This window comes from Pseudotabrizicola algicola, assembly GCF_010915705.1.
GTDB lineage: Bacteria > Pseudomonadota > Alphaproteobacteria > Rhodobacterales > Rhodobacteraceae > Pseudotabrizicola > Pseudotabrizicola algicola.
Window position 1 is genome coordinate 667,963 of the sequence record NZ_JAAIKE010000002.1, and the last position, 26,001, is coordinate 693,963.

The 26,001-nt window shown below is 62.3% G+C and carries 27 protein-coding genes; 11 read left to right on the plus strand and 16 right to left on the minus strand.

Going from position 1 to position 26,001, the window contains the following annotated elements; translation table 11 throughout:
• Positions 1-120: 120 nt before the first annotated feature.
• Positions 121-1,266: a glycosyltransferase gene (locus G3572_RS09730; RefSeq protein WP_164611187.1), complete on the plus strand. Its 1,146-nt coding sequence runs from the start codon at positions 121-123 to the stop codon at positions 1,264-1,266.
• A complete protein-coding gene (gene glf, locus G3572_RS09735) occupies positions 1,259-2,383 on the plus strand; it encodes a UDP-galactopyranose mutase (protein ID WP_164611189.1) in 1,125 nt (374 codons plus the stop codon). The genes G3572_RS09730 and glf overlap by 8 nt, the downstream gene beginning before the upstream one ends.
• 53 nt (positions 2,384-2,436) lie before the next feature.
• On the opposite strand, the gene G3572_RS09740 is transcribed toward glf, so the two are convergent.
• Positions 2,437-2,733 carry a PRC-barrel domain-containing protein gene (locus G3572_RS09740; RefSeq protein WP_164611192.1) on the minus strand — a complete coding sequence of 99 codons (297 nt, stop codon included), beginning with the start codon at positions 2,731-2,733 and terminating at the stop codon, positions 2,437-2,439.
• A 146-nt stretch (positions 2,734-2,879) separates the two neighbouring features.
• Here G3572_RS09740 and G3572_RS09745 point away from each other — a divergent pair, with 146 nt between their 5' ends.
• Positions 2,880-3,110, plus strand: coding sequence for a hypothetical protein (locus G3572_RS09745; protein ID WP_164611194.1), 231 nt, complete (start codon positions 2,880-2,882; stop codon positions 3,108-3,110).
• A 10-nt stretch (positions 3,111-3,120) separates the two neighbouring features.
• Here G3572_RS09745 and G3572_RS09750 read toward each other — a convergent pair whose 3' ends face one another.
• From G3572_RS09750 to G3572_RS09765, 4 genes are all read right to left on the minus strand, one after another.
• Positions 3,121-3,693 carry a DNA-3-methyladenine glycosylase gene (locus tag G3572_RS09750; RefSeq protein WP_164611197.1) on the minus strand — a complete coding sequence of 191 codons (573 nt, stop codon included), beginning with the start codon at positions 3,691-3,693 and terminating at the stop codon, positions 3,121-3,123.
• Between the two features lie 133 nt (positions 3,694-3,826).
• On the minus strand, positions 3,827-4,873 hold the full coding sequence (locus G3572_RS09755; RefSeq protein WP_164611199.1) for a substrate-binding domain-containing protein: 1,047 nt from the start codon (positions 4,871-4,873) through the stop codon (positions 3,827-3,829).
• A 25-nt stretch (positions 4,874-4,898) separates the two neighbouring features.
• Positions 4,899-5,921 carry an ABC transporter permease gene (locus tag G3572_RS09760; protein WP_164611201.1) on the minus strand — a complete coding sequence of 341 codons (1,023 nt, stop codon included), beginning with the start codon at positions 5,919-5,921 and terminating at the stop codon, positions 4,899-4,901.
• Between the two features lie 10 nt (positions 5,922-5,931).
• Positions 5,932-7,425 (minus strand): sugar ABC transporter ATP-binding protein, encoded by a 1,494-nt coding sequence (locus G3572_RS09765; RefSeq protein ID WP_164611203.1) that lies wholly within the window; start codon positions 7,423-7,425, stop codon positions 5,932-5,934.
• 157 nt (positions 7,426-7,582) lie between these two features.
• Here G3572_RS09765 and G3572_RS09770 point away from each other — a divergent pair, with 157 nt between their 5' ends.
• A complete protein-coding gene (locus tag G3572_RS09770) occupies positions 7,583-8,578 on the plus strand; it encodes a LacI family DNA-binding transcriptional regulator (protein ID WP_164611205.1) in 996 nt (331 codons plus the stop codon).
• Between the two features lie 3 nt (positions 8,579-8,581).
• Here G3572_RS09770 and G3572_RS09775 read toward each other — a convergent pair whose 3' ends face one another.
• Genes G3572_RS09775 through G3572_RS09785 form a run of 3 tightly spaced genes read right to left on the minus strand, consistent with a single transcriptional unit; the run spans position 8,582 to position 11,509 of the window.
• The gene (locus tag G3572_RS09775; RefSeq protein WP_164611206.1) at positions 8,582-9,472 is read right to left on the minus strand and encodes an SMP-30/gluconolactonase/LRE family protein; all 891 of its coding nucleotides are present in this window, start codon (positions 9,470-9,472) and stop codon (positions 8,582-8,584) included.
• Positions 9,473-9,527: 55 nt separating this feature from the next.
• Positions 9,528-10,562, minus strand: coding sequence for an L-idonate 5-dehydrogenase (locus G3572_RS09780; RefSeq protein ID WP_164611344.1), 1,035 nt, complete (start codon positions 10,560-10,562; stop codon positions 9,528-9,530).
• Positions 10,562-11,509 carry a 2-hydroxyacid dehydrogenase gene (locus tag G3572_RS09785; RefSeq protein ID WP_164611208.1) on the minus strand — a complete coding sequence of 316 codons (948 nt, stop codon included), beginning with the start codon at positions 11,507-11,509 and terminating at the stop codon, positions 10,562-10,564. The genes G3572_RS09780 and G3572_RS09785 overlap by 1 nt, the downstream gene beginning before the upstream one ends.
• A gap of 93 nt (positions 11,510-11,602) precedes the next feature.
• Between G3572_RS09785 and G3572_RS09790 the strand changes: the two genes are divergently transcribed.
• The 5 genes from G3572_RS09790 to G3572_RS09810 are packed head-to-tail and all read left to right on the plus strand — an operon-like array spanning position 11,603 to position 15,135.
• Positions 11,603-12,358 carry an SDR family oxidoreductase gene (locus tag G3572_RS09790; RefSeq protein ID WP_164611210.1) on the plus strand — a complete coding sequence of 252 codons (756 nt, stop codon included), beginning with the start codon at positions 11,603-11,605 and terminating at the stop codon, positions 12,356-12,358.
• Positions 12,355-12,846 (plus strand): gluconokinase, encoded by a 492-nt coding sequence (locus tag G3572_RS09795; RefSeq protein ID WP_164611212.1) that lies wholly within the window; start codon positions 12,355-12,357, stop codon positions 12,844-12,846. Before G3572_RS09790 ends, G3572_RS09795 begins: the two co-directional genes overlap by 4 nt.
• A 2-nt stretch (positions 12,847-12,848) precedes the next feature.
• Positions 12,849-13,736: an NAD(P)-dependent oxidoreductase gene (locus G3572_RS09800; RefSeq protein WP_164611215.1), complete on the plus strand. Its 888-nt coding sequence runs from the start codon at positions 12,849-12,851 to the stop codon at positions 13,734-13,736.
• Positions 13,733-14,068: a hypothetical protein gene (locus G3572_RS09805; protein WP_164611217.1), complete on the plus strand. Its 336-nt coding sequence runs from the start codon at positions 13,733-13,735 to the stop codon at positions 14,066-14,068. The genes G3572_RS09800 and G3572_RS09805 overlap by 4 nt, the downstream gene beginning before the upstream one ends.
• A gap of 50 nt (positions 14,069-14,118) precedes the next feature.
• Positions 14,119-15,135, plus strand: coding sequence for a LacI family DNA-binding transcriptional regulator (locus tag G3572_RS09810; RefSeq protein WP_164611219.1), 1,017 nt, complete (start codon positions 14,119-14,121; stop codon positions 15,133-15,135).
• Positions 15,136-15,197: 62 nt separating this feature from the next.
• Here G3572_RS09810 and G3572_RS09815 read toward each other — a convergent pair whose 3' ends face one another.
• Genes G3572_RS09815 through G3572_RS09825 form a run of 3 tightly spaced genes read right to left on the minus strand, consistent with a single transcriptional unit; the run spans position 15,198 to position 17,963 of the window.
• Positions 15,198-16,172 carry a TRAP transporter substrate-binding protein gene (locus tag G3572_RS09815; protein WP_164611221.1) on the minus strand — a complete coding sequence of 325 codons (975 nt, stop codon included), beginning with the start codon at positions 16,170-16,172 and terminating at the stop codon, positions 15,198-15,200.
• Positions 16,173-16,197: 25 nt separating this feature from the next.
• Positions 16,198-17,478 carry a TRAP transporter large permease subunit gene (locus G3572_RS09820; protein WP_164611223.1) on the minus strand — a complete coding sequence of 427 codons (1,281 nt, stop codon included), beginning with the start codon at positions 17,476-17,478 and terminating at the stop codon, positions 16,198-16,200.
• Positions 17,475-17,963, minus strand: a complete 489-nt coding sequence (locus G3572_RS09825; protein WP_240335476.1) for a TRAP transporter small permease — start codon at positions 17,961-17,963, stop codon at positions 17,475-17,477. Before G3572_RS09825 ends, G3572_RS09820 begins: the two co-directional genes overlap by 4 nt.
• A gap of 100 nt (positions 17,964-18,063) precedes the next feature.
• Between G3572_RS09825 and G3572_RS09830 the strand changes: the two genes are divergently transcribed.
• The gene (locus tag G3572_RS09830; protein ID WP_164611228.1) at positions 18,064-19,116 is read left to right on the plus strand and encodes a LacI family DNA-binding transcriptional regulator; all 1,053 of its coding nucleotides are present in this window, start codon (positions 18,064-18,066) and stop codon (positions 19,114-19,116) included.
• Here the strand turns inward: G3572_RS09830 and G3572_RS09835 are convergent.
• Positions 19,080-19,886 carry an SDR family oxidoreductase gene (locus tag G3572_RS09835; protein ID WP_164611230.1) on the minus strand — a complete coding sequence of 269 codons (807 nt, stop codon included), beginning with the start codon at positions 19,884-19,886 and terminating at the stop codon, positions 19,080-19,082. The two genes, G3572_RS09830 and G3572_RS09835, sit on opposite strands and share 37 nt — an antisense overlap.
• Before the next feature lie 101 nt (positions 19,887-19,987).
• Here G3572_RS09835 and G3572_RS09840 point away from each other — a divergent pair, with 101 nt between their 5' ends.
• Positions 19,988-20,458 carry a heme-degrading domain-containing protein gene (locus tag G3572_RS09840; protein ID WP_164611232.1) on the plus strand — a complete coding sequence of 157 codons (471 nt, stop codon included), beginning with the start codon at positions 19,988-19,990 and terminating at the stop codon, positions 20,456-20,458.
• A gap of 17 nt (positions 20,459-20,475) precedes the next feature.
• On the opposite strand, the gene iolB is transcribed toward G3572_RS09840, so the two are convergent.
• The 4 genes from iolB to G3572_RS09860 are packed head-to-tail and all read right to left on the minus strand — an operon-like array spanning position 20,476 to position 25,965.
• Positions 20,476-21,282, minus strand: coding sequence for a 5-deoxy-glucuronate isomerase (gene iolB, locus G3572_RS09845; RefSeq protein ID WP_164611234.1), 807 nt, complete (start codon positions 21,280-21,282; stop codon positions 20,476-20,478).
• Between the two features lie 16 nt (positions 21,283-21,298).
• Positions 21,299-22,204, minus strand: a complete 906-nt coding sequence (gene iolE, locus G3572_RS09850) for a myo-inosose-2 dehydratase (protein WP_164611236.1) — start codon at positions 22,202-22,204, stop codon at positions 21,299-21,301.
• A gap of 7 nt (positions 22,205-22,211) precedes the next feature.
• Positions 22,212-24,035, minus strand: a complete 1,824-nt coding sequence (gene iolD / locus G3572_RS09855) for a 3D-(3,5/4)-trihydroxycyclohexane-1,2-dione acylhydrolase (decyclizing) (RefSeq protein WP_164611346.1) — start codon at positions 24,033-24,035, stop codon at positions 22,212-22,214.
• Positions 24,036-24,039: 4 nt separating this feature from the next.
• Complete coding sequence (locus G3572_RS09860) at positions 24,040-25,965, minus strand: bifunctional 5-dehydro-2-deoxygluconokinase/5-dehydro-2-deoxyphosphogluconate aldolase (protein ID WP_164611238.1); 1,926 nt, start codon at positions 25,963-25,965, stop codon at positions 24,040-24,042.
• Positions 25,966-26,001 lie beyond the last annotated feature (36 nt).

Below are 26,001 nucleotides of genomic sequence, written 5' to 3' on the forward strand. Positions count from 1 at the left end.
CAAGGCCGCGGGGGCGCAGGAACAAAAGTTTCATCCACTGGTTGAGCAGCCAAGACCCTCATTCAATCGGATGCCCCAATGAATTCCCCATTTTCGCTATCACCGGCGGGACAAGACCTCGTGCCCCAAAAGCAGCCTGCCCTGCGCCCGAATGCGCGGGCGCGGCAAACCATCGTCTGCTTTTCCCATTTGCGGTGGGGTTTCGTGCATCAGCGCCCGCAGCATTTGCTCAACCATGCTGCGGCGTCCTATCTGGTGTATTTTGTCGAAGAACCCGTGGCGGGTGAGGGGCCATCGCATTTCCGGATGCAGGTCGCAGAGTCGGGCGTGATCGTCCTGACACCCTACATCGACCCCGCAGCCCATCAGATTGAGGAACAGCACAAGCTGGTGCAAGACCTGCACCGCAGCATCGCGGGCGATCTTGTGGTCCATTGGTTCTATACGCCGATGGCATTGCAATTCGTGCAGGATATTCCTTGCGACCTTTGCATTTACGACTGCATGGACGAGCTGTCGGCCTTCCGCTTTGCCCCCGCCGGTCTGCGCGATTTGGAGCGTGATTTGCTGGGGCGGGCAGATCTTGTCTTTACGGGGGGGCGCAGCCTGTTCGAAGCCAAGCGTGCCCACCATCTGGATGTGCATTGTTTTCCGAGCAGCGTGGATGTCAGCCATTTCGGTCGTGCGCGCACTGCAATCCCCGATCCGGCGGATCAGGCGCACCTGCCCGGCCCCCGCATCGGATTTGTGGGGGTGATCGATGAACGGATCGACCTTGATCTGATCGCGCAAGCGGCGTCTGAACTGCCGGAGCTGCAATTTGTCATGCTCGGGCCAACTGCCAAGATCGATCCGGCCAGCCTGCCGCACGCAAAGAACATTCACTGGCTGGGCAGCAAATCCTACGCCGAATTGCCTGCCTATATGGCAAATTGGCAAGCGGCGTGGATGCCCTTCGCTCTCAATGATGCGACCCGCTTTATCAGCCCGACCAAGACACCGGAATTCTTGTCTGCCGGATTGCAGGTTGTGTCGACAGCGGTGCCGGATGTGGTCGCGGAATACGGGCAGAAGCGTTTGGTCAAGATCGCAGAGGCATCAAGCATTGCGGCAGATCTGCGCGCCAGCCTGACGTCACCCACCCCGGATTGGAAAAGAGCCGTCGACCGATCGTTGCGGCAAATGTCATGGGGCCGGACATGGAACGCGATGCAGGGGCTGATGGCTTCCCGCATGACGATGCCAAAGGAATTGGCCCATGCATGACTGGCTGATCGTAGGGGCGGGTTTTGCTGGGAGCGTTCTGGCCGAGCGTTTGGCGACCCAGCGCAATGAAACGGTGCTGGTCATCGACAAGCGCGATCATATCGGCGGCAATGCCTATGATTACCATGACGCGGCAGGCGTCCTGGTACACCGCTATGGCCCGCATATCTTCCATACCAATGCAGCGGTCGTCGTCGAATATCTGTCCCGGTTCACAGATTGGCGCCCCTATGAACATCGCGTTCTGGCGCAAGTGGACGGGCAGTTGGTGCCAATTCCGATCAATCTCGATACAGTCAATCGGCTTTACGGGTTGGACCTTGATCCACAGGGGATGGAAGCCTTTCTGGCCGAGCGGCGCGAACCCGTCGAAGAGATCAAAACATCGGAAGATGTGGTGGTGTCGACGGTCGGCCGAGATCTCTATGAGAAGTTCTTTCAGGGCTATACGCGCAAACAATGGGGGCTTGACCCGTCCCAGCTGTCGCGCATCGTGACCGCGCGAATTCCCACACGGACAAACCGGGATGACCGCTATTTTACCGATCAGTTCCAGCAGATGCCCTCCGACGGCTATAGCGCCATGTTCCGCCGGATGCTCGACCACCCCAATATCCACGTGGAGCTTGGCACGACCTGGAATGAAACGCGTGACAGACCAAAGGCGCGGCGGCTCATTTTCACAGGGCCGATCGATGAATATTTCGGGCATTGCTATGGGCATTTGCCTTATCGCTCGCTCCGCTTTGAACACGAGACGCGCGATCTGGAATGGGCGCAGCCTGTCGGGGTGATAAACTTTCCCCAGACAGAAGATTACACGCGGGTCACTGAATACAAACACCTGACAGGCCAGACGCACCCCAAAACCAGCCTGACTTACGAATACCCGAGTCCCACGGGTGATCCCTATTACCCCATTCCGCGCGAAGAGAACCAAGAGCTTTACCGCAAGTATCGCACGGCAGCGTCACGGCTGGACGATGTCTGGTTTCTTGGGCGGTTGGGAACCTACCAATATCTGAACATGGATCAGGTGGTGGGTCAGGCGCTGGCAACCTTCGATCGCATCAACGCCACCCGCACCCCGACAGCGGCGGCGCGCGCAGCCGAGTGAGGCTGTTCCGGCACCGGAGGTGAGCCCCCGGTGCCGGAAACGCATCGCGCCGATCAATCGTAATGTTCTGGCAGCGCGCGCAACTGGTCTTTCGACCATGTGGTAAGGCCATGAACACGGCCCGCTGTATCGCGCATAAGATCAAGGTCATCCAGATTGATCAGAACGGGCTTGGCGCCGATGCCAAGGAAACCGCCAACGTCAATCACCACCTTGGGCGCGACACCGACATCATGCAGATGCGAAATGGTGCCGACCTTCTCGTCGTTCTGGTCATAGATCGGCGCACCAGTCAGGTTTTCTTCGGTCTGTTCGGCCAGCGTCAGTCGAATGTGGCTGCTATGGTCCATCGTCATCTCCTTTTTCATCACGGCCAGAGCCGTTCTGACCAGCCAAGGAAACTGGCGTGCATAAACTATGTTCCTGCGCCAGACCTGCCGCGGCGGAACAAAAGGCGGCATGCCCTGTTGTCAGCGGCAAAAGCGGAGGGCAAACGATGCCAAGACTTTTGAGCTTCATGCTGCGACAGTTCTGCAATGGTGCAGTCATGGGTTTGGCGTTTGCGCAATTGCTGCTCTGGGCGAATGTCGGCAATCTGCCCGCGCTCTTGGCGTCAGATCCGCATGGCGGCGCTCTGACTGGCTTTTACTTCGCGCAAGGTGCGCTGCTGTTTGGCACCCTTGGCATGAGCGTTGCGTTGATGAACCTGTCCGAGTCCGATGAGTAGCGACAGATCATCACTGTTGCGGAGGAAAGGGGCGGCTTAGCCCGCTTGCACCCGCAAGTCCGAACCTCCACAGCCGATCCGTCGCCTTTGACAAGCCTATCCTTGGTCCGACGAGAATGTCGCGCGGGGCAGAAGGCGCGGATAACAGGGAATAATCGCCAGCGCCAAACATCTGGCCGTTGTCTGCAAGGCTGACTCCGAGCGCTTGCCCCAACCTGCCCGGCCCGGACGCCAGCGCAGAGGTTGCCCCCCGCCGCTCTGCCATGAAAGCCCTGCCAACCTCCGGCAGAATTGCGCGAAACAACACCGCCTCACCGGCGCGGCCCACGACATTCAGGCAAAGATGGCAGCCATAGGAGAGGTAGATATAAACACTTCCCGGCGGCCCGAACATCGCCGCGTTACGCGGGGTCAGACCGATAAAGCTGTGAGATGCCGGATCGTCCCGTCCATAGGCTTCGGTTTCCACAACCGTGCCGCCAACACCGCGCACCAGCAAGGTCGCGCCGATTAAAGAGCGGGCGAGGTCTCCGATCTCGCGATCAAAATAGTCAGGCGCGGGAAGGACAGGTGCAGAACACATCTTGCCCGCAGGATATCAAAGAGAACCTGCGCTTGCCAGACGTGGCAGGCGGTGCGGCAGGGCCTGCGCGAAAAGGACCAAAAAGAAAGGTGCGAAGGCCACGCCCTCGCACCCGTCCTTGAGTCAGCGTATCTTACTTGCCCCAGATCGCGGCATAGGCCTCACGGTAGCCGTTGTCGGGGTCAAAGGTATTTCCACTGGTATTCGCCAGCCCCTCCTCTGTCACCAGTGCGGGTGCGGTGATATAGCCGGAGCACGCCTCGCCCTGGATCGCGCGGTTCAACTCGTCCACCAATTGCCAGCCTTGAAGGTTCAGCGGCTCGGCCACGGTGACGGCTTGATACTGTCCCGTGCGGATGCGCTGGAACGCGGCCTCGGACCCGTCGCCAGCCGATCCGGCCTTGGGCGCGCCGCGACCATCGATGCCCGCAGCGGCGAGCGACGGACCCATGAAATCGAAGTAAAGGTCGTTGATGGCCAAAGAATGCGTCCAAGCAGCGCCATGCTGTTGCAGCAGGGTCGTTGTCAGTGGCCCCATCCGTGCCGAAGTTTCCGCAATCGGCGTGTCCACCCATTGCAGAACTGTGCCGCCGCCGGCCTCGATGATTTCTTTCAGCTTGGCCGCCTTCAGGATCGCGATGGTGTAGGTGCTGTCGGTAAAGATGACCACGCCCGGCTTGCCGCCTGCGTCCGCCAAGGCCCATTCTGCCGCCTTTGCAGAGACATCCATCGCATCGGTAGAGACATTCGCAAAAATGCCGCCCGGCGCGTCGCAGCCGATCTTGGGTCCGGAATGCCATGACACCATCGGGATGCCTGCCGCTGCAACACCTTCCAGCGCCGCTTGCTGTTCGGCCGCGTCAAAGCCGTTGATCACGATACCGTCCGGCCCCAGTGCCAGCGCCTGCCCGACGGCAGCGGCACGGCTTTGGACGGAGCCTGCGCCATCCAGCACCTTGACCTCCCAACCGATCTTGGCAGCGGCCTCCTCGATTCCGTTCGTGACGCCCAGAATCCCCCCGTTCTTCATGTCTCCGGCCAGCACGACAATCGTTTTGCCTTCCGCGGCCTTTGGTCCGGTCGTCGGACCGTCAAAAGCCTCTTGGGCAAGGCCGGCAAGGCCCGTCGTTGCCAAGAAAGTGCCTGCCAGCAGTCCCGTCAGCAGAGTGCGTTTCAGCATGATTATCCTCCCGATATTTTGCTGATCATTTGGTGTTCGAGCCCTTTTTTCGTTGCGCGTATCCGGCAATGCCGATCGCGATCAAAAGGGTTGTGCCGTTGAAAAGTGGTTCGACCCAGAAACTGCCGCCGAACTGCTGGATGCCCGAGATCCCCACGGCAAGGATCAGCACCGCCACAATCGTGCCCCAAACATTCACACGGCCGGGTTTGATTGTGGTCGACCCGAGAAACGCGCCGACAAGCGCAGGCAACAAGAACTCCAGCCCCACACTTGCCTGACCGATCCGCAACTTCGACGCTAGCAAAACACCTGCCAAGGCAGTCAGCGCCCCCGATGACACAAAGGCGCCGATCACGAACTTCCGGGTCGGAATGCCATTAAGCTCCGCCGCGCGCTGGTTCGCGCCGATGGCGTAAAGATACCGGCCCGTCGGCGTGTATTCGAGGATGATCCACAGGGCGAGCGTGATTGCCAGAACGTAGAAAGCTGTGATGGGCAGACCGAGAACAAAGGTGCCATTGATCGCGTAGAAGGCATCCGGCAAGGCCCCAACCATCTGCCGCCCGCCCGTGTGCCACAGGGCCAGCGCGTAAAGCACCGTTCCCGTGCCCAGCGTCGCGATAAAGCTGTCGATCCGCGCCACTTCCACCAAAAGCCCGTTCAGCGCCCCGGTGACGATGCCAAGGACCAGAACGATGCCCACGGCAACAGGCCAAGGCAGACCATAGAGCGTTTGCAAGCTGATGGCGAGGATGTGCCACAGCACGATGCCATACCCCACAGTCAGATCGATGCGACCCGCCACCATCGGAATCATCGCGGCCAAAGCCAGAAGCGCGATGATCGCCTTGTCGCTAAGGATCGAGCGCACGTTCAAAAGCGTGGGAAAGGTGTTCGGCAACAGAAGCGAGAACAGCAGCACCAATCCCAGCATCAGGATGACCAAGCCATAGGTCGGTGCCAGCCGCAGCGCCTTGCGCAAGGGAGGCAGTCCGCGCAGTTCGTCTCGGGTCGGTTCTACGGCATTAGACTCAATTCCGGGCATGATTTGCTCCTCAGGCGGCTTCACCGGCCGATGCGGCCTGGATGAGGGATTCGGTGGACAGTTCGACACCAGACAATTCGGCAACAGGCATGCCGCGGCTGAACACGATGGCGCGGTGGCAGATGGCGGCGATTTCCTCAAAATCGGTAGAGACAACCAGCACGCCCATGCCGCTAGCCAAAGCTTGGTAAAGCAGATGATAAATCTCGGCCTTCGCCCCCACATCGACGCCGGCGGTCGGGTCTTCGGTGATCAGCAGGCGACGCTGCGCATCGAGCCAACGCCCGAAAACCACCTTTTGCTGGTTACCCCCGGACAGCGCCTCGATGGCGAGTGTCGGGTCGTTGGGAGACAGCCCCACACGTCCCCCCAACGTCTTTGCCATCTCCTCCTCTCGGGCGGGCGACAGCATGGACAGCAGCTTGCGCCCCGTGGCCGAGGGATTCAGAAAGGCGTTTTCACGGATTGTCAGACCGGGGGCGACGCTTTCCCCGATACGGTCGCGTGCGACAAATCCGATGCCCGATGTCATCGCGGTCTGTGCGTTGCGCAGATCGGGCGCTTGCCCGTCCAGCATGATCCGGCCCGCATGGGGAATGACGCCGAACAGCGCGCGACCGATATCTTCATGCCCTGCACCGCGCAGTCCGGCCAAGCCAAGCAACTCGCCACGCTTGATGACAAAGCTGACCGGCCCCACGACAGGGGTAGCAAGGCCCTGAACACTCAGGATAGCAGGCCCGTCTTGCACCGGAGGACGCGCAATTTCCCGCGCCTTGCGCCCCACAATCAGGCTGACCAGTTCATCCGGCGTGGTATGGCTGATCGGACGCATGCCCACCATCTGCCCATCGCGCAGCACCGCGACCCGATCAGCGATGCGAAAGACCTCGTCCAGCCGATGGCTGACATAGATCATCCCCACCCCGCGCCGCTTGAGCGGGCGAAGCGCCGCAAACAGGCGCTCCACCTCGTCGGCGGGCAAACTTGCGGTTGGTTCATCCAGCACCAGAAAATCGCAATGGGCCGCCAGAGCGCGTGCGATTGCGACCAAGGATTTTTGCGTGCGCGTCAGGCTGGCGACGCGCGCTGTGGCGGCGAAATCAGCCTCGACCAGACGGAGGGCCGCATCGGCAGCCGCCTCTGTGGCGGGCCAGTCAATGCGGCGACCACGGCGCACATAGCCCAGCGCCAATGCAATATTTTCGGCGACGCTCATCCATTCGATCAAGCCGAGGTCCTGATGGATGAAGGCAACCTTCTGCCCACCGGCCTTGCCTGCCTCATGGGCATAAGGCACGCCATCGATCCGCACATCGCCCTCATCAGGACGATGAATGCCACCCAGCACCTTTATCAGGGTGGATTTGCCCGCGCCGTTTTCGCCAAGGAGCGCCACGATTTCCCCGCGACCCACCGTCAGGGAAACACCCTTCAAAGCGCGCGTGCCGCCAAAGCTTTTTACAATGCGGTCGAAAAACAGGCCGTCCGGTGACGGTTCCATATTTACCCCCTCCCTGAGCAGAAACCGGTTTTGAGCTGATCTTGCGCCAGGTTTACCGGTAACGTAAGACTTGATGGACTTGCCACCCCCTACCTGTCAAGCGCAAAGTTAACGATAACATGGTCGCCCGTGCGCACGGGCCGAAAGGAACCCGGGCATGAAAGCCAATCTCGAAGACATCGCCCTGGCTGCCGGCGTCTCGAAGATGACGGTCAGCCGTGTTTTGCGGGGTGGCACTGGATTTTCCGCCGAAACGCGCGACAGGGTGATGACCATCGCGCAGCGCATGGGATATGTGCCGAATCGGCTGGCTGCCGCCTTCGGGTCCGACCAGGCCAGCACACTGGTGGGCATGTGCGTGCCCCGCCTCACCTCGGGGCTGTTTGGCCATGTGCTAGACGGGGTCGACCGTGCCCTGTCCCGCCTTGGCTATCAGCTGATGATCGGGGCCAACAACCATTCCGCCGAGGAAGAAGAGGCTTGGATCCGGCAGGTGATTGCATGGCGTCCGGCGGGTTTCATTCTCTCGGGGCGGATACACACGCCGGGAACGGTCGATCTGCTGCGTGAAGCAACCGGCCCTGTGGTCGAGATCTGGGATCTGACCACCAGCCCGATCGATCTGTCGGTCGGCTTTTCGCATGTGGATTGCGGCGCGGAAATGGCCCAGTTCCTGCTGCGACGCGGGCGGCGTCGGGCGGGTTATGTGGGCGCATTGGCCCGCGCCGATGTGATGGGCGCGGCACGGCTGGAAGGGTTCCAATCCACCCTTGCCCGCGCGGGCCATCCGCTGGTGGCAAGCGAGGTTTTGCACGACATGCCAGGGTTTTATGCGGGGTATTACGGGCTTGAAACGCTGCTGAGCCGTCAACCGCGGCTGGATGTGGTCTATTTCCACAATGATGAAATGGCGATTGGCGGGCTGGCCTATGCCCAGTCACGCGGCATCAGGGTGCCGGAAGACCTTGGCATTGCGGGCTGGGGAGGAATGGAAGCTGCATCGATCCTGCCGCGCCGCCTGACCACCACCATCGTGCCGACCACCGCCATTGGCAAAGCCGCGGCCGAGGCGCTTGTCGCGCGGCTGAAGGGTGAGGGCGGGCCAGAGGTTACTGTCATCCCCACCCGGCTGGAACCGGGGGAAACCGGCTAAGGCTTACGGGCTCTGCACGCCCCTGCGGTTCAGGATCACCGAATACACGCTTGTCGTGGCGGTGATGAACAGCCGGTGCTTGGCCCGTCCGCCAAAGCAGATGTTGGACACCAGTTCCGGCACATGGATCTTGCCCATCAGATGCCCGTCGGGTGCGATGCAATGCACCCCGTCGGCGGCCGAGGACCACAGGTTGCCATCCGTATCCACCCGGATGCCGTCCGCACAACCGGGGCTGATCGTGTGAAACAGCCGCCCGTTCGCGGGCCGACCATCCACCATGTCATAAACCCGGATGTGCTGCGGATCGGCGCTGAACATCCGCCCGGTGTCAGCCACATACAGCAAGGATTCGTCCGGGCTGAAGGCCAGCCCATTCGGGCAGGCCATATCGGTGATCACAGCCGCAATCCCGCCCGCAGGGTCGATGCGATAGACCGCGCAGGGCAGTTCCTGCTCGGCGCGGAACCCTTCGTAATCGGTCATGATCCCGTAATGCGGATCGCTGAACCAGATGCTGCCATCGCGTGCCACGATCACATCATTGGGGCTGTTCAGAGGCTTGCCGTCAAAACTGTCGGCCAGCACCGTGATGGTGCCATCCCATTCGGTGCGTGTCACCCGCCGCAACCCGTGTTCGCAACTGATCAGCCGCCCCTTCCGGTCGCGGGTGTGGCCGTTGGCATAATCCGACGGCGCACGGAACGTGGTCACCCCATTCTCGGTCCAGCGCAGGATGCGATTGTTCGGGATGTCGGAAAACAGCAAGCACTCCATGTCACCGAACCAGACCGGGCCTTCCACCCAATCGAACCCGGTGGCAAGCCGCTTGACCGGTGCATTGCCCATGACAAAGCTGCCAAAGGCCGGATCATGGATTTCAAAGAATGACATGGGGCCGCTCCCTGTTGCCCGGTTCTGGCTGGCCCCTTCGGAAAGGGGCCCTGCCCTATTCAGAAAACACGATCTGCGCCTTCATCGCCTGCGTTCTGTCGGACGCGAGCTTGAACGCAGTCTCGGCCTGATCCAGTGCCACTGTATGCGTGATCAGGGGCTTCACGTCTATCAACCCCTTTTGCATCAGGCCCACGCCCACCGCAAATTCCGCGTGAAAGCGGAACGACCCGCGCAGGTCCAACTCCTTGGCGGTTACGGCCATCATCGGCAGGCTCATATCGCCGCCAAGGCCCAGTTGCAGGATTACCCCGCGAGGGCGCATCGCGGCGATGCCGCCGGCCAGTGCAGCAGCCACGCCGGTGCATTCGTAAAGCACGTCAAAGCTGCCCTTGTCGGCGTTGTAGGCCGAAAGCGCATCGGGGTCTTTCGCGGTGTTGATCACCCGGTCCGCCCCGGCCTTGCGCGCAAGGGCAAGCGTGAAATCCGACAGATCGGTCGCCACGATCTCGGCAGCGCCCGCCCGACGTGCGGCAAGGATCGACAGCACGCCAATCGGCCCGCAACCGGCGACCAGCACCCGCTTGCCCAGCATGTCGCCCGCACGTTTTGTGGCGTGCAGCGTCACCGCCAAAGGTTCCGCCATCGCGGCCTCTCCGGCCGTAAGCCCGGTGGCATCGACGCATTGGCTGGCGTCAGCGACAAGGCTCTCGCGGAACGCGCCCTGAATGTGAGGAAAAGGCATCGCGCTGCCATAAAAGCGCATGTTCAGACACTGGTTCGGAAGCCCTTCAAGGCAGAACTTGCACGCGCCACAAGGACGGCTTGGCGACACCGCAACCAGTTGCCCCGTCGTGAAATCCGTCACCCCCGATCCGACGGCGTCGACATAGGCCGAAACCTCATGGCCGAGAATCATCGGCTCGCGCAGACGCACCGTGCCAAAGCCGCCGTGGTGATAGTAATGCAGATCAGACCCGCACACGCCCCCCGTGGCCAACCGCAGGCGCACCTGCCCTGCACCCGGCTGTTCGACCGGACGATCCTCGACCCGCAGATCCTTGGCCGCATGAATGACAATCGCGCGCATCATGCCACCTGCGTCAGCAAGGGCTGTCCGGCGAAATGCGCGGTCAGGTTGTCACGCACCAGCTTGCCCATCGCCTGCCGCGTTTCATAGGTGCCGCTGGCATGATGCGGCTGGACCAGCACATTCGGCAGGCTCAGGAACCGTGGGTTCAGCTTTGGCTCGCCTTCAAACACATCGAGCGCGGCAGACCCCAGCGCGCCGCTTTCCAGTGCCGCCAGCAGCGCCTCTTCGTCGATGTTCGACGCGCGCGAGATGTTAATCAACATGCCTTGCGGCCCAAGTGCCTCGATCACCTTTGCCCCCACGATGTGCCGCGTGGCCGCCGATGCCGCCAGCGTCACGAACAGGAAATCCGACCGCGCGGCCAGTGCCACAGGGTCCGCGATATACTCCCAATCCTTGGCATAGTCCTTTGCCCCGACATCGGAATAGGCAATCTGCATATCGAAGCCGGCCAGCCGTTTTGCAACCTCATACCCGATGCGGCCAAGACCCAGAACCCCGGCGCGCTTGCCCCAGACGCGGCGCTGCAACGGATACAGGCCCTTTGCCGCCCAAGACCCGTCGCGCACCCATGTTTCCGCCCCGATCATGCCGCGCGACTGCACCAGCATCATCGCGACCCCGAGATCGGCCACGTCATTGGTCAGCACATCCGGCGTGTTGGTCACCTTGATGCCGCGGGCCCGCGCGGCCTCCAAGTCCACTGCGTCATAGCCCACGCCATAAACGCTGATCACCTCAAGCTGCGGGCAGGCCGCGATCATCGCGGCATTGGCACCCAGCTCGCCCCGCGTGGCGATTCCCTTGATCTGCGGACCGACCTCGGCCAGAAACGCAGCCTTGTCGGTGGCTTCGAAATAGCGGTGCATGTGAAAACTTGCATCCAGCGGCACCTGATCCCATTCAGGGTATGGGCCGACTTGCAGGATATGGGGCTTTGTCATTGTCTATCCGATCCCGGCTTGACAGTTTATGTTAACGATAACATAAACAGGAGAGACCACGCTTGTCGAGAGCGAACTGAAAGGAATCTGAACGTGGGACACCAGCTTTTCGACCTGACCGGGCGGCGGGCACTGATCACCGGGTCGTCGCAGGGCATCGGCTTTGCCCTGGCCCAAGGGCTGAGCGCCGCAGGCGCGCAAGTGGTGCTGAACGGACGTGATGCGGGCAAACTGGCCGAGGCGGCAGCGCGCATTCCGGGTGCCGAAACGCTGGCCTTTGACGCGACCGATCACAACGCCGTCCGCGCCGCGGTCGATGCCTTCGAGGCCGGCGGCAAGCAGATCGACATTCTTGTGAACAATGCAGGCATGCAGCATCGCACACCGTTGGAAGATTTCCCCGCCGACGCCTTTGAACGCCTTTTGCAGACCAATATCGCGAGTGTCTTCCACGTGGGCCAAGCGGTCGCCCGCCATATGATTGCCCGCAAGCGCGGCCACATCATCAACATCGCCTCGGTGCAAACCGCCCTCGCCCGCCCCGGCATCGCCCCCTATACAGCCACCAAGGGCGCGGTCGGGAACCTGACCAAAGGCATGGCAACCGATTGGGCCAGATACGGGCTGAACTGCAACGCCATCGCGCCGGGCTATTTCGACACGCCGCTGAACGCAGCGCTGGTCGCGGACCCCGCCTTCAGCGCTTGGCTGGAAAAGCGCACTCCTGCCGGACGCTGGGGGAATGTCGAGGAATTGCAGGGTGCCTGCATCTTCCTTGCATCCGACGCCGCCAGTTTTGTGAACGGCCATATCCTTTACGTCGACGGCGGCATAACGGCCTCGCTATGACCTTGCGGCTTATCATCATGGGGGTATCGGGCTGCGGCAAATCTTCGGTGGGCGAAGGTCTGGCAGCCCGGCTTGGCATCCCCTACCGCGACGGTGACGATCTGCACCCCGCCGCGAATGTCGAGAAAATGCGCGCCGGCATCCCGCTGACTGATGAGGACCGCTGGCCGTGGCTGGACCGTGTGGCCCAAGTGCTGGCCGAGGAGGCGCCGGTGATCGTCGGATGCTCGGCCCTGCGCAGGATCTACCGCGACCGTCTGCGCGCGGGCGCGGGCGGGCCTGTGCGCTTTGTGCACCTGACAGGCAGCCGCGCGGTGATCGCCGCCCGCATGGCCGCGCGCAGCGGGCACTACATGCCACCCAGCCTTCTCGACAGCCAATTCGCCGCACTGGAAGTCCCCGGCCCGGATGAGGCGCTTGCCGTCTCGATTGATCAGCCTTTGCCTGCGCTGATCGACTCCCTCCTCCCCCATCTGCAAGGAAGCTGACCATGACAGACACAATCGCACTCATCGGCGCGGGGGCGATGGGCGGGGCCATCGGCGCGCGCCTGGTGGCCACCGGAACGCCACTTGTGGTCTTTGATCTTGATCCGGCAAAGATCGCCCCGCTCGTCACCGCCGGGGCCACCGCCGCGGCCTCGGCTGCCGATGCGGCGCGCAATGCGCGCGCGGTGATCCTGTCGCTGAACGCGGCCCATATCGTGCGCGCGGCGGTGTTCGGCGCGAATGGCGTGGCGACGGGCGCGGCTCCCGGCACGCTGATCATCGACATGTCTTCAATCGACCCGGAGTCGACCAAGGCACTTGCCGCCGATGCCGCAGCAAAGGGCCTGCACTGGGTAGACAGCCCGCTATCGGGCGGCATCCCCAAGGCGGCTACCGGAGAACTGACCCTGATGCAGGGCGGCGCACCCGAAGCGGTGGCGGCAGCGCAGGAGATTCTGGCGCATGTCGCCTCGAACCAAACCCGCATGGGCGAGGCGGGCGCGGGCCAGACCACCAAGTTGATCAATCAGGTTCTGTGCGGGTTGGGCTTCATGGCGGTGGCCGAAGCGACGGCACTGGCCGAAGCCGCAGGCGTCGATGTCGCGATGATCCCCAAGGCGCTCAAGGGTGGCCGCGCCGACTCGGCCATCTTGCAGGAATACATGCCCCGCTTTGCCAGTCGCGATTACCGTCGCACAGGGCGCATCGACAACATGGTGAAGGACCTGAACGGCGCCGCCGATCTGGCGCGCCTGACGCATACATCGATGCCGCTGACGGCGCTTTGCGCCGAGATCCACCGCATGCTGACCGCCGCCGGTCTGGGCGGTGAAGATCAGGCCGCCCTGATGGAATTCTTCAAGGGCCCCAACAAGGAACTGCCCCAATGATCACCCGCTACGCGCTGTTTGAAGGTCAGGTGCATCCCGGCCAGACCGAAGCCTTCCGCGCCGCCATTCTGGCCGAGGTGGTGCCGGTGTGGCGCCGCTTTCCCGGCGCTCTTGCCGTGCATGTCACCTTTGGCGAGGACCGCGACGAGGGCGCCCCCGAGTTTCCGCTGATCCTTGCCATCGACTGGCCGGATATGGCCACGGTAGAGGCGTTTCTGGTCAACCCCATCCGGCTCGAAGGCCGTGCCGCGACCGAAGCTGTGCTGGCGCGGTTCTTCAACGGGCGGATCCATCACCATGTCACCACCGCCCACAGCTTTGCGCCCAGCTAGGGCGAAACTGCACGCTGGATTTTCTATTTGGGTAACGATACCAAAGTGAAATGAACACCTCGCGCAAAACCCTGACCATGGCCGATGTCGCCCGCCGCGCGGGCGTGTCGCCCATGACGGTCAGCCGCGCGTTCAAGACCGACAGTTCTGTGAGCGAGGCGACACGGCAGGCCATCCTCAAGGCCGCCGATGATCTGGGCTATGTGTTTGACAGCACCGCGTCCAACCTGCGCTCACAGCGCACCGATTTCATTGCCGTCACCATCCCGTCGATCAACAACGCAAACTTTGCCGATACCGTGCGCGGGTTGTCCGAAGGGCTCAAGCCGCGCGGGTTGCAAATTCTGCTGGGCTATACCGATTATGACATGGCCGAAGAAGAGCGGCTGATCGAACAGTTCCTACGCCGCCGCCCCGAAGCGATTGTGGTGACGGGTGGCCGCCATACCCCAAGGGCAAGGCGGATGCTTGAAAACGCAGGGATACCGGTGATTGAAACATGGGACCTGCCCGACAAACCCATCGGCCATGTGATCGGTTTTTCGAATGCGCAGGCCGTGCGCGGCATGGTGGATCATTTCGTGGCAAAAGGGCTGACGCGCATCGCCTTCATCGGCGGCGATACCACGCGTGACACGCGCGGCGCAGACCGTCGCAACGGCTTTGTTGCGGCGATGCAGGCGCATGGGCTTGACGCCAGCCGCTTGATCGCCGCCGGTGTGCCACCGATCTCGATGCGCGAGGGGGCCGAGGCAATGGCGCGCCTGCTGGAAACGCTGCCCGATACCGAAGCGGTGATCTGCGTGTCGGACCTGTCAGCCTTTGGCGCGCTGACCGAATGTCAAAGACGGGGCGTCGATGTGCCGGGCAGGTTGTGGATCGCCGGCTTTGGTGACTATGAAATCGCCGAAATCTCTGTTCCTGCGCTGACCACGATCAACCCTTTTCCCCGCGATATCGGTGCCAGAACCGCAGCCCTTATCCTTGATGTCCTTGATGGCAAGCAAGACGCCGCCGCCAAGATCGCCATTTCCCCCGAACTTATGCTGCGCCAGTCCACCGGCTGAGGCATACAAAAAGGGGGCGATAACTCGCCCCCTTCCCTCGATGTTCTCCGGCAAAAGACTTCTTACTGCTGAGCAGCCATGATGGCGTTCACCACTGCATCGCCGTTCGCTGCGATGAAGCCATCCCATACCGGCTTGACCGATGCCTGGAATGCTGCCGCATCGACGTCATCGTTTACTTCCATCCCAGCAGCTTTCAGTTCTTCGATCATGCCGGCTTCCTTTTCCTGCACGGCCTTGCGCTGCATGGCGATGGCTTCGGCAGCAACTTCAACGATCACCTTCTGCTCGTCTGCGGTCAGGCTGTTGAACTTGGCATCGTTCATGACAAGCGCCAGTGCAGAATAGGCGTGCTGCGTCAGGCTCAGATACTTCTGCACTTCGTTGAACTTGAACGAAACGACGATGCCGATCGGGTGGTCTTGTGCATCGACGACGCCGGTTTCCAGCGCGGTGTAAAGCTCAGCCACCGGCAGTTGCAGCGGGTTGGCACCAAGTGCTGCGAACATATCATTCAGCGCCTTGGAGTTGTTCACCCGCATGTTCAGCCCTGCCAGATCGCCTGGCACCTTGATCGGGCCCCGATTGTTCGACATGTTGCGATAGCCGTTTTCCGGAAAGCCCAGAACTTTCAGCCCGTGCTGGGTGAATTCGCCCGCGATGCCCTGACCGACTTCGCCGTCCAGAACGGTATAGGCCACTTCACGCGTCGGGAAGATGAAGGGCAATTCAAACGCCCCTGCCGCAGGCACCAACCCCGAGAAGTTGTTCAGGCCCGACATCGCAATGTCGATGATCCCGGACCGGGCACCATCAATCATCGCAGCATCATTGCCAAGCTGGCCTTGCGGAAAAATGGTGACCGTGACGGACCCATTGGTGCGCGCCTCGACCTGCTCTTTAAAGAAGACCGACAGCGTCTGCTGCAAATCCGTATCGGGTGCGGCATGTGCCAGTTTCAGATTGGTCTGCGCCTGTGCCGACAGCGCGGCAAGGGCAAAGGCCGATGCAAGGCCAAGCGTTTTCAGAAGTTTCATCGTGTCGTCCTCCCTTTAGGTTTTTTCAGCCGCCAAGAAACTTGGCGGGAACAGTGATCAGTTCCGGAAAAATGATGAACAGGCTCAGCAGTGCCACATAGGCCGCAAGGAATGGCGAGATGCCCCGCACGGCCACACTCAGCGGCACCTTCCCCACGCCGCAAATGACATTCAGCACGGTCCCCACAGGAGGGGTGAGCAGCCCGATAGAGCAGTTCATCACAAACATGAGCCCGAAGTACACCGGGTCGATGCCCGCCATCTTCACCACCGGCATCAGCAGCGGCACAAGGATGAGAATGGTCGGGGACAGGTCCATCACCATGCCGACTGCAAGCACGATCAGCATGATGACCAGCATCAACAGGCGTGGACTGTCGATGAGGGGTTGGAGCAAGGTCGCAAGTTGCTGCGGCAATTGCGCGACCGTGATCAGCCAGGCCGCGACCATCGCCGCGCCGACAAGAAACATCACCATCGCCGTGGCGCGGCCTGCCGCCAGCAGAACCTCGAAAAGGAGAGGGAACGTCAGCGTGCGATAGACCAAGGCAGATACAACAATCGCATAAACTGCCGCCACTACGGCCGCTTCGGTCGGGGTGAATACGCCGGACCGGATGCCCCCGATGATGATGACCGGTAGCAAAAGCGCCCAGACGCCATCTTTCAGGGCGGCAAGGCGCTCCGCCCCGCTCGCCTTTGGCAGCGTCTCGATGTCCTCCTTGCGCATCAGCAAGGTCCAGACAACCATCAGGGTGACGCCCATCATAAGACCCGGCGCAATACCGGCCATGAACAGCTTGGCGATGGAGATGTTACCCGCGACGCCAATCAGGATCAGCGGCAGCGATGGCGGAATGATGGGCGCGATGATCCCGCCCGAGGCAAGCAGGCCGAGGCTGCGTCCTTCGGGATATCCCGCGTTCCGCATCATCGGATACAGGATGGAAACCAGCGCCGCTGCGTCCGCCACGGCAGAGCCGGAGAGCCCCGCCAGCACGATCGCCGTTAAAACCGCCACATATCCAAGGCCGCCCCGCCGATGGCCGACCAGCGTCATCGCCAGCCGGACAATCCGTTCGGACAGCCCGCCCTTTGACATGACCTCGCCCGCCACCAGAAAGAACGGGATCGCAAGGAGGGGAAAACTGTCGACGCCGTTGATCAAACCCTGTGCCAGAATGTCGGGACTGAAAGTGCCGAGTTGCACCATCAGCGCCATGGACGACAACAGCAGGGCAAAGGCGACCGGCAATCCGGCAAGAATGGCGACGAAGAGAACACCCAGAAACAGAACAAGGGTCATTCGGAATGCTCCATCCGCGCGATACCGGTCTGCATGGGGTCGATCAGGCGGATGATCGCTATGGCGCACATCATGACCGCCGACACGACCCCCGCCAGATAGAACAGCGCCGACGGCAAGCCCGTCAGCTGCGAGATGTTGTTCCAATTGGCCATGGTCTGGTTCAGCGCGCCAATGAACAGCATGACGACCGCCACGATCACCACGAGCCAGCACAGGCGCCGCAGATACGGCACGGCGCGGGGGAAAAGCGCCTCGGAAAACTCTGCCACGGCCAGATGCTCGCCACGCCGCAGCGCCACTGCCGCACCAAGCATTACGACCCAGACAAACCACAGACGCGCCAGTTCTACCGATTGCCTGATGCCCGAAGAGAACCCGTAACGAAGAACCACGTTGGTAAAGACCAGCGCGATCATCGCAGCCAACAAAATCGCGATCACCAGATCGACGACAGCCCAGAAGTGCCACACAAGGCGTTTCAACGGTCGGCTCCTCCCTGACCCTCCCCAACACCGACGCGGAACTTGCACCGTTTCGGCGGTTGGGTTATCGTTAAACCAAATTGGTATCGATAACAAATCCATGAGTCAATCCCATTCTGATCGCCGTCCGGCCACGATTTCAGATGTGGCCGAGGCAGCGGGCGTCAGCCGCATGACGGTTTCAAAGGTGCTTCGCGGCACCGGACATATCAGCGCAGCCACGCGCAACCGCGTGGCGCAGATCGCAGAAGCGATGGGCTATGTGCCCAGCCTGCTTGCCGGGGCGCTCTCGTCGCAGACAAGCCCCTTGGTGGGGGTGCTGATCCCCTCGGTCAGTGATCAGGTCTATTCCGAGGTCCTCGCGGGCATCAACGCGGTGCTGACCCCGCGCGGTTTCTTCAGCCTGATCGGCGAGACGTTTTTCGATCCGGCGAATGAAGCGCGGCTTGTCCGGATGATGCTGTCGATGAAGCCTGCGGGGCTGATCGTCTCGGGCGGCCTGCCTCAGACCGATGAAACGGCACACCTGCTGCGCACCTGCTGCTTGCGCCCAGTCAAACTCTGGGATGGCGACGCGCCCGGATCGGGTGCAACAGTGGGAATGTCGCATCTGGCCGTAGGCAATGCCGCTGCACAGCTTTGTCTGGATGCAGGGTTCAGAAGTGCCTGCTACATTGGCGCGCAGCTTCAACTTGACCTGTGCGCCAACCGCCGAAAAGAGGGCTTTGTTGCCGGACTGGACCGCGCCGGCTTGCCGTGTCGCGTGATGACCGACCCTGCCCTGCCACGCACCGCGCATGGCGGTCAAACCCTTACGGAACGGCTTCTGCAGACGGGCCCGTTACCGGAAGTCATCCAGTATCTGAATGATGATATGGCCATCGGCGGCCTTCGCGCCCTGTTTGCGGCGGGCATCGCAGTGCCGGAGAAGGTGTCGGTCATCGGGTTCAACGGCACCTCGCATCGCCATGCGCTGCAAACCCGGCTGACCACCTTTGAGGTGCCGCTGCGCGAGATGGGCGAACTTGCCGCTCGCGCCGTCATAGAAGGCGCGGACATCCCGCCGCCAGCGCTGTTTGTTCCGCACCTTTTGCGCGGGAACACCTTTCGCTGGAGTCACAACGCCTTTGACGGCACCGGCGCATCATCATAGGCGCCCCAGATCGACTGGTCGAAATTCACCGTCGCCCCGGTCATCATGCCGCTATCGTCGCTCGCCATCCAGAGCACGGCCTTGGCCACCTCGGCTGGGTCAAGGATGCGGCCAAAAGGCTTGGCAGCCGCGGCGCGGTCGATAAAGCCAGGATCACCGGTTTCCGCTTCCGTCAGCTTGCGTTCGTGATCCGAATTCATCCAGCCGATTGCCAGCTGGTTTATGTGAATCCGGTTGCGCATCAAAGCAAAGGCGGCATTCCGGGTAAGCGTCGCCAATGCGCCTTTCGATGCCGAATAGGGCGCCAGAAAAGGCTGGCCCGCCTGTTCGGACATGGACCCTATGTTGACGATGCGCCCTTCGATCCCGTCCCGGATCATGATCTTGCAGGCGTCCTGCATGAGGAAGAACGGCGCACGCACATTCACAGCAAACATGCGATCAAAAAGCTCGGGGTCTGCGGTCAGTATGCTGGCGCGGTCGGTCAGACCCGCCGCATTCACAAGAATATCGACTCGTCCAAAGGCCGCATCGACCTTCGGCATCACGGCCCGGACATCATCCATCATCCCCAAATCGGCGCGAACCATAATCACCTTGGTGCCATGCGCGGCGCTGATCTCGGCGGCCACACGCTCGCCCTTGTCCTGCCCCCGCCCGACCAGCGCGATACCGGCCGCACCTGCCTTGGCAAACTGGCGTGCCACAGCAGCGCCAAGCCCCTGCGTGCCGCCAGTGACAACGGCGATCTTTCCATCGATACGGTTCATGGCCAGCTCCTCTGCCGTGATCTACTCTGTGATGCCAATGGCGCTGTTGCACCCGTCACCCGCGCTGATAGGTTGTGTTCAGTCTTACAGGCAGGGCCAGCATGACCGATACCGATCTTCTGAACCAGATCATCGAGACCGAGGCGACCCTCGTCTTTCCACATTTCGACGAGATGACGGCCTTGTCGATTGGACAGACGCTGGTCGCAGATGGTTTGGCAAAGGCCCTGCCGATCGTGATCGATATCCGGACGCCTGACGCCACCCTGTTTCATGCCGCGCTTCCCGGCTCGGCACCGGACAATGACGAATGGGCGCGCCGCAAATCGAATGTCACGCTGCGTTGCCATACGTCCTCTTATGCGGTCGGACTGAAGTGCAAGATCAAGGGCACCGCACAAGCCGAGCTTGGCCTGCCGCTTGCCGACTTTGCCATCCACGGAGGCAGCGTTCCCGTGCGACTGCGCGGTGGAAGGGTGGTGGCAGCAGTCACGGTCTCGGGTTTGCCGCAGGCGGAGGATCATGCCATGGTCATCGCTGCCCTGACTGCAGAACTTGCGCGCCTGGCCTGACACGGGATGTCGCGCGATCAGGCGTCGCGCGCGACGATCGCCTCGACCTCTGGGGCAGGCACAAAGCGCCAGTTGCGGCGCGGCCCAGCCATGACGTTCAGGTAATACAGCTCAAACCCGTATGGCGCGCCACAGGGATGATGCCCGCGCGGCACCAGCACAACATCATGGTTCTTGACCGCCATGGTTTCGTCCAAAGAGCCATCATCGGTATAGACCCGCTGCACCGCGAACCCGTCCACCGGGTTCAGACGGTGGTAATAGGTTTCCTCCAGATAGGTGATGCGGGGGAAATCATCCTCATCATGGCGGTGACTGGGATAGCTGGACCAGTTGCCTGCCGGCGTGAATACTTCCGTCACCAGCAGGCTGTCGCAGTAATCCTCGTTCTCCATTGCGATGTTGTTGATGTGGCGGGTGTTGGCCCCCTTGCCGCGCGGGGTCAGCGTGATGCCCTCGGGCCCGATTCGGCGGGCGGCATGGCCGCCCTTGCCCGGCGCCGAACAGATGGCGATCGTGCACTCCGTCACCGCCTCGGCTGCCCAGTCCTGACCGTTTGGCACATACAGACAATGCGGCGGCGTCTTTTCAAACACATCCATCCGATCACCCAACACGCCCCAATCGGTGCCCGCCGCCTGCATCGTGGCCTTGCCTTCGACCATGACAAGGATCACCTCGCGATCCCCTGTCACATCAGACACCTTCTCGCCCGCCCGCAGACGATGCAACGCAAAGCCGACATAGCGCCAGCCGGCATCCGCCGGGGTGATCCTGTGAACTTCGCCATGGGTGCCAAAAGGGCGGCGCAACAATGGGGGCATCGGGTATCCTTTCCGGTCAGGCTGCGGCAGGGTCCAGTCCCGCCTCGGCGGCCGCGGCTTTCAAAGCGCGCAGACCCATCGACTGATAGTCCAGCGGGTTGCGCACCAGCGGGTCTTGCTCGGCTTCGATCACCAGCCAGCCTTGATACCCCGCTTGCGCAAGCTGCCGCAACAGCGGCACGAAATCAATCGCGCCCTCCGGGTCGCCCGGCACGGTAAAGGCCCCGGCCAACACGCCCTGAATGAACGAAAGCCCCTCGGCCCGCACCCGGTCACAGACATCGCGGCGGATGTTCTTGGCATGGAAATGCGCCACCCGCCCGACATGCCGCGCCAGCACCGCCGCCGGATCACCGCCGCCAAAGGTGGAATGGCCTGCATCAAAGAGCAGATGCGTCGCAGGGCCAGTGGCCGCCATGAAAGCGTCAATCTCTTCGGGGCTTTCCACCACGGTGCCCATGTGGTGGTGATAGACCAGCGTGACGCCCTCCCCCGCCAGATAGGCGGCAAACGCCTCGATCTTGGCACCAAAGGCCACCATCTCTGCTGCCGTCAGCCGGGGCCGGTCATTCACCGGGGCATCGGCCCCATGCACCGCATTCGACGTCTCGCAGACGATGCAGACCTTGCAATCGTTGGCCTTCAGCTTGGCCAGATGCGGCTGCACCGCCGCGATCTCGTCCTCGACCGAGCGGACCAGCAGTTCGGTGGAATACCAGCCCGAGATGAACCGCAGCCCATACTCCCCCAAGAGCGCCTTGAGCGCCTGCGGGTCATTCGGCCAGCGGTGGCCGTTCTCGATCCCGTCAAAACCGATGATGCGCCCGGCCTCATGCAGGATTTGGTCGGTCGGGATATGCGCGCCGATGGTCTGGTCGTCATCATTGGCCCAGGCAATCGGATTGGTGCCATAAAGGATCATGTCTGCCTCAGTTGATCAGGGTCTGCGCCGCGCGCGCGTCCAGATAGCGCGCATAGGCCTGTTGCTTTTTCTCGCTGCCCGCCACTTCCGGCACCGCCACATCCCACCAATGCCCCGCCTCGCCAAAGCCGGGGCCTTGCGCGGCGGTGGTGTCGATCACGATCACGGTGGGAATGTCCCTTCCGCGTGCCGCCGCGATCTGCGCCTCGAGGTCGGGTATATCTGCTGCCTTGACCGCATGGGCCCCCATCGCGCGGGCATGGGCCACAAAGTCTATCTCGGGCTGGGCTTCGATATTGCTGTTCACATACAGGTTGTTGAACGGCGCGCCTCCACAGCCCTGCTGCAAGCGGTTGATGCAACCATAGCCGCGATTGTCGGTCAAGATCACCGTGAACGGCACCCGCCGCATCACCGCCGTGGCCAATTCGCTGTTGGCCATCATGTAACTGCCGTCACCCACAAAGCACAGAACCTCGCGCTCTGGCTTGGCAAGCTTCAGGCCCATTGCGCCCGCAATTTCATAGCCCATGCAGGAAAAGCCATATTCCATATGGTATCCGCCCTGCGATGCCTGCCAGAGCAGCTTAAGCGCCCCCGGCATCGTGCCTGCCGCGCACATCGCGATGCTTTCCGGCGTCGATGCGCGCTGCACTGCGCCGATCACCTGTGCGTCGGTGGGCAGGCCCGGTTCTGTCGGGGCGGCGCAATGCGCATCTACCGCTGCCAGCCAACCGGCCCGCGCCTGCGTATCGGCTGTGAAGGACTGATCGCCCAAGGCGGCATCCAGCGCCTCGAGCGCGACACGCGCATCGGCCACCAGCGAAGCCGCGCCATGCTTCGCCGCATCATAGGGCTGCACATTGATGCCAAGGATCGGGGCGGTAAATAGGGTGCGCGACCCGGTCGTGAAATCCTGCAACCGTGTGCCCACAGCGATCACCAGATCGGCCGCCGCCGCTGCCGCATTGGCTGCTGCCGAGCCGTCCACACCCGCCGCGCCAAAATTCAGCGGATGCGCCTGCGGCAGCGCCGACTTGCCCGCCTGCGTCTCGATCAGCGGAATGCTATGACGTGTGGCGAAGTCTGCCAGCGCCTGCTCGGCCCCCGAGAAAATCACCCCGCCGCCGCACACCAAGACGGGTGCCTTGGCTGCCTTGATCATCGCCACCGCTTGCGCCAGTTCCGCCGCATCGGGCGCGGGGCGACGAATGTGCCAGACCTTTGGCGCAAAGAACGCCTCGGGCCAGTCATAGCCTTCGGCCTGAACATCCTGACAGAAGGACAGGCACACCGGCCCGCATTCCGCCGGATCGGTCATCACCCGCAACGCACGCGGCAGCGCCGTCAGCAATTGCTCGGGCCGTGTGATCCGGTCGAAATAGCGCACCACTGGGCGGAAGCAGTCATTGGCCGAGATCGTTCCGTCGCCGAAATCCTCCACCTGCTGCAACACCGGATCGGGGCGGCGGTTGGCAAAGCCGTCGCCGGGGATCAGAAGGAGGGGCAAGCGGTTCACATGCGCCAAAGCCGCCGCCGTGACCATATTCGTCGCACCCGGCCCGATCGAGGATGTCACCGCCTGCGCCCGCCGCCGCGCATGTCCCTTGGCAAAAGCAATCGCGGCATGGGCCATCGTCTGTTCATTCTGCCCGCGCCAAGTAGGAAATGTGTCTTGCGCGCCTTCCAGCGCCTCGCCGATGCCCGCGACGTTTCCGTGGCCGAAAATCGCCCAGATGCCGTCAATAAACCGCTCTCCCTCCGGCGTCATCTGCACCGAAAGCCATTTCACCATCGCCTGCGCCGCTGTCAGCCGTACTGTTCCGCCCATCGTCTCAGCCCTCACTCCGGCGCGCCTTCGCACGCGCGTCATCCCAGATTTCGCACAGCCGCGCATATCGCGCTGCCATCTGCGCCACCGCCTCCGCATCGGTCATCGCGTCGGTCATCCATGCCCGCGCCGCATCGCCAAAGATCGTGCGCCCCACGGCAAAGCCCTTGACCAGCGGGAAAGCCGCCGCCACCGCAAAAGAGGCAGCCAACGTCGCTTCGGGTGCATCCAGCCCAAGCACCACAATGCCGCGCGTGTGGCGGTCATGCGCTTCAATCGCCGCAATCGCCGCCGCCCAAGCCGCCGCATCGGCCATCGGCTCCAGCTTCCACCAATCGGGGTAAATCCCCGCCTGATAGAACTGCCGGATCAGCGTGGCGGTGGTGTCCACCCCTACCGGCCCCACCTTGGAAGGGATCACTTCCAAAAGGAATTCCAGATTGTTACGCCGCGCCGCTTCAAACAGCCGCTTTACCGTCGCCTCTTGCTGCGCGCGGGTGGCGGCATCGTCATCTGGGTGGCAAAAGCACAGAACCTTCACCACATTCTCGCGCGCCCATTCACCAAGGCCGCCGCAGTCGCTTCCCAGTTCCGGCTCCAGCTGCAAGGGGCGCGATCCGGGCAATTCGGCAGGCCGACCGATCCACAGGCCCGACCCGCTCGCCGCATGCAGCGCCGCCTTGCCGATCCGGTTGTCGCACAAGATGCCAAAGCCTTCGCCCGCGCCCTTCACCTGCAAAGCCGCTTGCAGGCACAGTTCCTTGAACGCGCCGCCCTTGGCCAGCGTATAGCCCGGCATCTCCTCCAGTTGCAGGCGATGGTCAAAGGCAAAGACCCGCATGGTGGACCAATCACCCGCCGTCCGGCTGTGCCGGTTGGTTGACCAGTGGATTTGCTCCAGCTCTGCATCGTTGCGCAGATCGGGCCGCTGCACTCCGCGCTGCAAAAAGAACTTCAACTCGGTCAGCGACGGATAGGCCGGTGTGCAGCCGTGACGGCTGACCGCAAAGGCCCCGCAGGCATTGGCATATTCAAGCGCGCGCGGCCAAGATTCGCCGTCCAGCCAGCCCTTCAGCAGGCCCGAGAAAAACCCGTCCCCTGCCCCCAGCACATTGAACACCTCGATCGGGAAACCGGGGCCACTTTCGGCCTCGTCCAGCGTAGCCGGGATCGCCCCGGTGATCGCCACCGCGCCCTTGGCCCCGCGCTTGCAGATCAGCGTGGCACCCGACACCGCCCGCACCGCGCGCAAGGCCGCCAGCGTATCGGTGCTGCCGCCCGCAATGTGAAACTCTTCCTCGGTGCCGACGATCAGATCGAACAGATGCAGTGTCTTTTGCAGCTTGGCCGTCACGGCGGCGCTTTCCACGAACCGGCTTTCGCCATCGCCATGCCCCGCCACGCCCCAAAGGTTCGGGCGATAGTCGATGTCCAGCGCCGTCTGCGCCCCGTGCTTGCGTGCCAGTTCCAGCGCCCGCAGCACCGCCGCTTCGGTCCGCGGGTGGCTCAGATGCGTGCCGGTGGCAAGCACACAGCGCGCCTCGGCGATGAAATCCTCGTCGATATCCGCCTCGGAAAGAGCCATATCGGCGCAATTCTCGCGATAGAAGATCAGCGGGAAACTGTCCTCATCGCGAATACCAAGGATGACCAGCGCCGACAGGCGTTCCGGGTCCGTCGCCACGCCGCGCACATCCACGCCTTCGCGCACCAGCTGCTCGCGGATGAAACGGCCCATATGCTCGTCGCCGACGCGGGTGATGACGGCCGAGCGTAACCCCAACCGCGCGGTGCCGCAGGCAATGTTGGTGGGGCTGCCGCCGATATACTTGGCGAAAGACCCCATGTCCTCCAGCCGGCCACCGATCTGTGCGCCGTACAGATCCACCGATGACCGGCCAATGGTAATCACATCCAGCGTTTTGCCCATCGCATCGCCCCCCAAGACTGCCGCAGTTTCGAGGCC

What these genes read in the sequence shown, in the direction of transcription:
- G3572_RS09745 (WP_164611194.1), top strand. Translation starts at nt 2,880, where the DNA reads ATGCCAAGACTTTTGAGCTTCATGCTGCGACAGTTCTGCAATGGTGCA.
- iolE (WP_164611236.1), bottom strand. Translation starts at nt 22,204, where the DNA reads ATGATCCTTTATGGCACCAATCCGATTGCCTGGGCCAATGATGACGAC.
- G3572_RS09805 (WP_164611217.1), top strand. Translation starts at nt 13,733, where the DNA reads ATGATCACCCGCTACGCGCTGTTTGAAGGTCAGGTGCATCCCGGCCAG.
- G3572_RS09815 (WP_164611221.1), bottom strand. Translation starts at nt 16,172, where the DNA reads ATGAAACTTCTGAAAACGCTTGGCCTTGCATCGGCCTTTGCCCTTGCC.
- G3572_RS09740 (WP_164611192.1), bottom strand. Translation starts at nt 2,733, where the DNA reads ATGGACCATAGCAGCCACATTCGACTGACGCTGGCCGAACAGACCGAA.
- glf (WP_164611189.1), top strand. Translation starts at nt 1,259, where the DNA reads ATGCATGACTGGCTGATCGTAGGGGCGGGTTTTGCTGGGAGCGTTCTG.
- G3572_RS09765 (WP_164611203.1), bottom strand. Translation starts at nt 7,425, where the DNA reads ATGGAACCGTCACCGGACGGCCTGTTTTTCGACCGCATTGTAAAAAGC.
- G3572_RS09860 (WP_164611238.1), bottom strand. Translation starts at nt 25,965, where the DNA reads ATGGGCAAAACGCTGGATGTGATTACCATTGGCCGGTCATCGGTGGAT.
- G3572_RS09755 (WP_164611199.1), bottom strand. Translation starts at nt 4,873, where the DNA reads ATGCTGAAACGCACTCTGCTGACGGGACTGCTGGCAGGCACTTTCTTG.
- G3572_RS09830 (WP_164611228.1), top strand. Translation starts at nt 18,064, where the DNA reads ATGAGTCAATCCCATTCTGATCGCCGTCCGGCCACGATTTCAGATGTG.
- G3572_RS09820 (WP_164611223.1), bottom strand. Translation starts at nt 17,478, where the DNA reads ATGACCCTTGTTCTGTTTCTGGGTGTTCTCTTCGTCGCCATTCTTGCC.
- iolD (WP_164611346.1), bottom strand. Translation starts at nt 24,035, where the DNA reads ATGGGCGGAACAGTACGGCTGACAGCGGCGCAGGCGATGGTGAAATGG.
- G3572_RS09780 (WP_164611344.1), bottom strand. Translation starts at nt 10,562, where the DNA reads ATGCGCGCGATTGTCATTCATGCGGCCAAGGATCTGCGGGTCGAGGAT.
- G3572_RS09835 (WP_164611230.1), bottom strand. Translation starts at nt 19,886, where the DNA reads ATGAACCGTATCGATGGAAAGATCGCCGTTGTCACTGGCGGCACGCAG.
- G3572_RS09800 (WP_164611215.1), top strand. Translation starts at nt 12,849, where the DNA reads ATGACAGACACAATCGCACTCATCGGCGCGGGGGCGATGGGCGGGGCC.
- G3572_RS09770 (WP_164611205.1), top strand. Translation starts at nt 7,583, where the DNA reads ATGAAAGCCAATCTCGAAGACATCGCCCTGGCTGCCGGCGTCTCGAAG.
- G3572_RS09810 (WP_164611219.1), top strand. Translation starts at nt 14,119, where the DNA reads ATGAACACCTCGCGCAAAACCCTGACCATGGCCGATGTCGCCCGCCGC.
- iolB (WP_164611234.1), bottom strand. Translation starts at nt 21,282, where the DNA reads ATGCCCCCATTGTTGCGCCGCCCTTTTGGCACCCATGGCGAAGTTCAC.
- G3572_RS09785 (WP_164611208.1), bottom strand. Translation starts at nt 11,509, where the DNA reads ATGACAAAGCCCCATATCCTGCAAGTCGGCCCATACCCTGAATGGGAT.
- G3572_RS09775 (WP_164611206.1), bottom strand. Translation starts at nt 9,472, where the DNA reads ATGTCATTCTTTGAAATCCATGATCCGGCCTTTGGCAGCTTTGTCATG.
- G3572_RS09840 (WP_164611232.1), top strand. Translation starts at nt 19,988, where the DNA reads ATGACCGATACCGATCTTCTGAACCAGATCATCGAGACCGAGGCGACC.
- G3572_RS09795 (WP_164611212.1), top strand. Translation starts at nt 12,355, where the DNA reads ATGACCTTGCGGCTTATCATCATGGGGGTATCGGGCTGCGGCAAATCT.
- G3572_RS09750 (WP_164611197.1), bottom strand. Translation starts at nt 3,693, where the DNA reads ATGTGTTCTGCACCTGTCCTTCCCGCGCCTGACTATTTTGATCGCGAG.
- G3572_RS09760 (WP_164611201.1), bottom strand. Translation starts at nt 5,921, where the DNA reads ATGCCCGGAATTGAGTCTAATGCCGTAGAACCGACCCGAGACGAACTG.